This is a genomic window from Streptomyces sp. NPDC037301, from assembly GCF_055602785.1.
In genome coordinates, this window is sequence record NZ_JBVJWD010000053.1 from 42797 (window position 1) to 47859 (window position 5063).

General features: G+C 69.5%; 5 protein-coding genes. 4 read left to right on the top strand and 1 reads right to left on the bottom strand.

All coding sequences use genetic code 11. From position 1 onward, the window contains the following. The first annotated feature begins 182 nt into the window (after positions 1–182). Both ACZ7IB_RS41360 and ACZ7IB_RS41365 read left to right on the top strand, forming a co-directional pair. Positions 183–1460, top strand: a complete 1278-nt coding sequence (locus ACZ7IB_RS41360; protein WP_470919899.1) for a hypothetical protein — start codon at positions 183–185, stop codon at positions 1458–1460. A gap of 37 nt (positions 1461–1497) precedes the next feature. Further along, the gene (locus tag ACZ7IB_RS41365) at positions 1498–1725 is read left to right on the top strand and encodes a DUF6545 domain-containing protein (protein ID WP_470919900.1); all 228 of its coding nucleotides are present in this window, start codon (positions 1498–1500) and stop codon (positions 1723–1725) included. Positions 1726–1747: 22 nt separating this feature from the next. On the opposite strand, the gene ACZ7IB_RS41370 is transcribed toward ACZ7IB_RS41365, so the two are convergent. Beyond that, positions 1748–3004 (bottom strand): MFS transporter, encoded by a 1257-nt coding sequence (locus tag ACZ7IB_RS41370; RefSeq protein WP_470919901.1) that lies wholly within the window; start codon positions 3002–3004, stop codon positions 1748–1750. A 153-nt stretch (positions 3005–3157) separates the two neighbouring features. Between ACZ7IB_RS41370 and ACZ7IB_RS41375 the strand changes: the two genes are divergently transcribed. Both ACZ7IB_RS41375 and ACZ7IB_RS41380 read left to right on the top strand, forming a co-directional pair. Then, a complete protein-coding gene (locus ACZ7IB_RS41375) occupies positions 3158–3502 on the top strand; it encodes an ArsR/SmtB family transcription factor (protein WP_470919902.1) in 345 nt (114 codons plus the stop codon). Between the two features lie 69 nt (positions 3503–3571). Next, positions 3572–4195 (top strand): pyridoxamine 5'-phosphate oxidase family protein, encoded by a 624-nt coding sequence (locus ACZ7IB_RS41380; RefSeq protein WP_470919903.1) that lies wholly within the window; start codon positions 3572–3574, stop codon positions 4193–4195. The last annotated feature ends 868 nt before the right edge of the window (positions 4196–5063 follow it).

Sequence of the window (5063 nt, forward strand, 5' to 3'; positions counted from 1 at the left end):
TCCTCTTGTCGCGTCATGCTGGTTTGTTTTCTTTTTTTCTCTTGCTTCTGCCCTCCCAACCACCTGTGGCCGCAGCGGGGCGCCCCCCCCCCCCCCCCCCCCGCTCTCCCCCCCCCCCCCCCCCCCCCCCCCCCCCCCACCTCTGTGACCTCACCCGGTAGATCAAGGAGCCGACACCGACCATGGCACGGCAGCGCGAGGAGTACGGCGAGCTGTTCGAGGGCGACTTCGGCCTGAGCGCGCTCGCGGGCGGGATCGCGGCCTCCCCCGAACCACTCGACCAGGACGGTGTGCTCCGGCTGGCAGCGGAGGTGGCGGCCGATGGCGACGGCGAGGGCGCGGTGGAACTCGGCCTGGACCTCAACCATCTGCTGGAAACCGGTCTGTCCGACGAGATCCTGGACACGGTCTGGACAGCTGTAACCGGCGACGACCGCCGCTCGACCGCCACCGGGGCGGACACCCGCGATCGGCTGGGCCGGCTCGCCGCGCGCTACCCCATACCGCCTGGGACCGGAGCCCCGGGACCCGAACGGGAGACGAAGTCACGGGCCGACGTAGTCGCGGAGGTGAGGGCATCGGCGGTGGACCTGGGGCACGCGGCGGCGGAGCCGGCGAGCGACACCGACGAACCCGGCGCCGCCCTGGCAGCGGCCCTGACCACGATCGTCGACCACACCGACGAGGGGCTCGGCCTGCGTCTTCTGCTGCGCGCTCTCAAGACCCGTCACGTCCTCGTGACGAAAGAGCGGTACGACCGCCTGACGGCCCTCGGCAGACAACTCGGATACCCCGGGCCCCTCGTCCACGACGGCCTGAGCGTGGCATGGCCACCCATCGACCCGGCCCGGCGGGACGGGGAGGGCGACTTCGGCCTGTCCGCGCTCACCGCGTGGTTCTCCTGGGAGTGGACGGAGCCCACCGCTCGCGACCGGCTGCGTGCAGCAGTCGCAGCCGACGACGCGGCCCAGACCCCCGGGTCCGCAGCGGCGCTCCTGCTCGTGGACTCCCTCCGCCTCCTGCAGTCGCCGCTGCCCGACGACACCATCGCCACGCTGTGGCACGAGGCCACCGGCGGGGCCCATGATCCCGGACGCCTCGGCCTCAGCCCCCGGGACTGGCTCAGGACGGTCGCCGAAGCGTGCCGCGCACACCTTGCCGAGGTCGCTCCCGGCCATCGGCACACCACGCCACCGGTCGACCCGGCCCACCAGGACACGGTGCTGCGAGAGGTACGGGAGTCGGCCGCCGTGCTCGGTGAGGCACCGACGGCGGCGGTGGAGGACGTCGTCACCCGGGTGGACCCCGACCTCGGCTACCGGTTGCTCCTGCGCCTGCTCGCCGTACGGGCCGCCCCCCTCACCGAGGAAGGGTACGCGCGCCACTTGGCGCTGTGCCGTCACTTCCGCTACGGCGCGGAGCACGTGGCCGAGGCCGTCGAACTGCTCCAGCACCGCTGACCCGCGCTCCTGCTCCGATCCGACGACGGCGCCCGACGTGACCGCCGCGCACGCGACGGAGATGGCACGCTGGCTGGCAGCGGCCTGCCACGCCAAGAACCGAGGCCAGGGGCCGCGTACGCGGGTTGTGGGGCTGTCCGCGCTGGGTGGCCACGATCTCGTCCACGAGACCGCCTTCCTCATCCAGGTCGCCGATGCCTACTCCGGCCGTGCACCGGGCGGCGACAACCGGCCGGCGCGCGGGTCCTACGCGGGGATCCAGTGATCGCCGCCCGCGCAGCGCGGGATCACTTCACGGCCGGCGACGCCCCCAGACCGCCAGTCGTCGGGTCCGCCGCGGCGCCGTTCACCTGCTCCTCCGCCTGGCGGGCCGACCGGCCGGACAGCCAGGCCAGCAATGCCGCAGCGAGGACGAAAACCACCGCGATCGGCAGCAGTGAGACGGCGCTGCCGAACGAGGTGAGGCCGATCGCGCCGATCACGCTGGACAGGGAGATCGCCAGGTACATGACGGCCGCGTTGAGCGAGACGCCGAGCGTTTCGGCCCCCGGCTGGGAGAGCGCCATGACGCGGTGCTGCTGAGGGGCGGTCACCGACCATGAGCCCACACCGCTGAGGGCCACCACGACGATCGCGGCGGCGAACGACTCCCGGCTCGGCAGCATGGCGGCGAACACCACGGCCAGACCGAGAGTGGCGCAGATGACCACGTTCCGCGGTCCGTGCCGGTCGGCAAGGCGTCCGGCTACCAGGTTCCCCGCGGTACCGGCCAGTCCGAACACCAGCAGCAACAGCGCCACGCGGCCGCCGGAGTCGCCGGTGGCCGGTGAGAAGACCGAGCTGATGTACGTATACGGCAGGTAGATCCCGGTGAAGGCCAGCAGTGTGACGATGAGGACACTCGCCACCTTGCGGTCGGTCAGCGGCGAGAGCCGCTGGCGCAGGCCTACCTTGGTGCCCAGCCTGATGTCCGGCAGCCGCAGCGCGATCACCGGCGCGATCACGACGGCCAGCGCCGTGACGAACCACATGGTCGCCTTCCACCCGAACGCGTTCCCGATGGCGGTGCCCAGCGGCGCGCCGAGAGCGAGCGAAGACGTCAGGCCGACGGTCACGATCGCGATCGCCCGTCCGCGCCGCTCGCCACCGGCAATGGCGGCGGCGGTGGCCCCCGCGTTGGGCGTGAACATCGCCGCTCCCGCTGCGGCCACCACCCGGGACACCAGGACCAGGGCGTATCCGGGGGCGAGTGCGGTGACGATGTTGCCCACCGCGAAGATGCCGAGCGCCGTGACCAGCACGCTGCGCCGGGACCACCTGCCGGTGAGGGCCGCCAGCACGGGTGACAGCAGCGCGTAGGCGATGGAGAAGACACTGACCAGCTGGCCTGCGGCAGCGATGTCGACGTCGAGCGAACGGCTGATCTCGGGGAGCAGGCCGGCGATCACGAAGGCGTCGGTTCCCACGACGAAAGTGCCCAGGGCCAGAACCATCGCATGAGGGCGCCAGCGCTCGCCTTGTGCGGTTTGCGCGGTGTCGGTCATCGGGCACTCCAGTTCCGATTGATATCGTCTGTTACGATCTGCATCGTAGCTTAGGTCGATCGTCATCGTAGCTGTCGATGCAAATCGAACCCTCGGCGGGTCGACGGAGAGATTCGATGTGTATCGTCAGAGACGATCACCATGGAGGTTGCGATGCGCGACACGAAGGACACCTGGCTTCCGGAGCCCGACCTCGACGAGGTCGACATCGGTACAGTCCTGCAGGCCCTGGCCGATCCCGTACGACTGCAGATCGTCCAGCTGCTCGACGCCGCGAGCGAGGGTTCCTGCACCACCCTCGACGTCCCCGTCAAGCGTTCGACCGTCTCCCACCACTTGCGCACGCTGCGGGAGAGCGGAGTGGTCGCGACCCGGCTGGTGGGCAACTCCCGGCTCAGCCGACTGCGCAGGGACGAACTCGAACGCCGTTTCCCCGGCCTGCTGACATCGATCCTGACCGCCTCCACGCCAGGAGAGCGGCGACAGCACGCCGGATGATCCGGCGGGGACACAGACCCGCGTCCGAGCGCCGAGGGGACAGCCACCAACGAGCCCATAGGAGGTCGAATGGGCCGCTATGCCCACCTGGCGTACACCGAATCGGTGCGCCAAGTCCAGAGTGAACAGGGAAGCGCTGCGGCAGCCGGTCGCAGGCTCATGGAGGGAGATGCCCCGGAACCGCTGGCGGCCGACGAGGCTGCCTTCATCGAGGCCCGCGACGGCTTCTACCTAGCCAGCGTCAGCGAGACCGGCTGGCCGTACATCCAGTTCAAGGGCGGCGCACCCGGCTTCCTCAACGTCCTGGACGAGCGGACGATCGGTTACGCCGACGTGCGCGGCAACCGCCAGTACATCAGCACAGGGAACGTTCGCGCGGACGGGCGCGTGGCGCTGTTCTTCATGGACTACCCGCAGCAGCGCCGACTGAAGATCTTCGGCCGGGCCTCCGTCCAGCCGCTGCACGACGACCCGGCCCTCAGCGAGCGCCTCTCCGCCGTGCGCACCTCCGGCCAGGTGGAACGCTTGATGCTCATCCGAGTCGAGGGTTTCAACTGGAACTGCCCCCAGCACATCACCCCCCGCTACGCGGAGGCCGAGCTCGAGACCGCGCTCGATCCGATACGCGCTCGGCTCGTCGCCCTGGAAGAGGAGAACCGCCACCTGAGGGGCCGGCTCGGCAGCCACACCTGACATCGGCTCCCGCCCCCGGAGGAACACGACCTGCCTAGTGACAGGCGGGAGCCCGTCCGGGGGCGCAATGCCTACGGCTGCGCGGACGCCTACTGACAGCGGTTGCGAAAGAGCCTCCTCCCACACGGCCTCCCATGTCACTCCGGGCATGCGCAAACGACTCCTCGCGGGCCTGGCGTCCCAACGGGAGGAAGCGGTCAAGGGCTGGCCACGGATCCGGACGAGATAGCTCGCACAGCCGGCTGGCACCGCCCATTCACCGGACACACCAGAGCTCAGTTCGCCGTACATCAGCCGGGCGTCGCAACCGGCCTGTGCCTTCGTGCCACTACGTGCCAGTAGGACTGGTAATCAGCGGGCATTCACGGTGCCTGGTTCGGGTCTATGGACGTTCGGAAGTCCGCGCGCTGTTCATCTCGGCATCCGGATTTACGGGGCCGGCCATCAAGGAAAGTGAGCGGGCCCTGAGCCAGCGAGTGATCGTTCTCGGTGAACTACGGGAACTCGTCCTCCTACTTGAACAGGAAGGTGATGTCGCGAATTGGCTGCGCGAGAAGGTCCGCCTCGCTCAGCTCGATCGTCGCCCCCTCGCCTTGCTGGGCGCTGGAAAGGGCTACGAGTCCTCCGGAAGAGCGTCGAGCAGGCGATCGAACGAATCGGCGCCGTGGCGTAGATCGACGCACGAGGAACCCCCGCCGGAACAAGCCGACGGTGGTCAACATCAGTCACAGCGGTCACGTGCGTATCACCAACAGTGTCGACGCCCCTAGACCCAATACCGGTGATTTAGGTCTTTTTCCGGGAGGTTGGGGCTGGTTTGGTGGGTCCGACGAGGGTGACGACTGGGGTGTCCGGCCGGGGCTGGTTG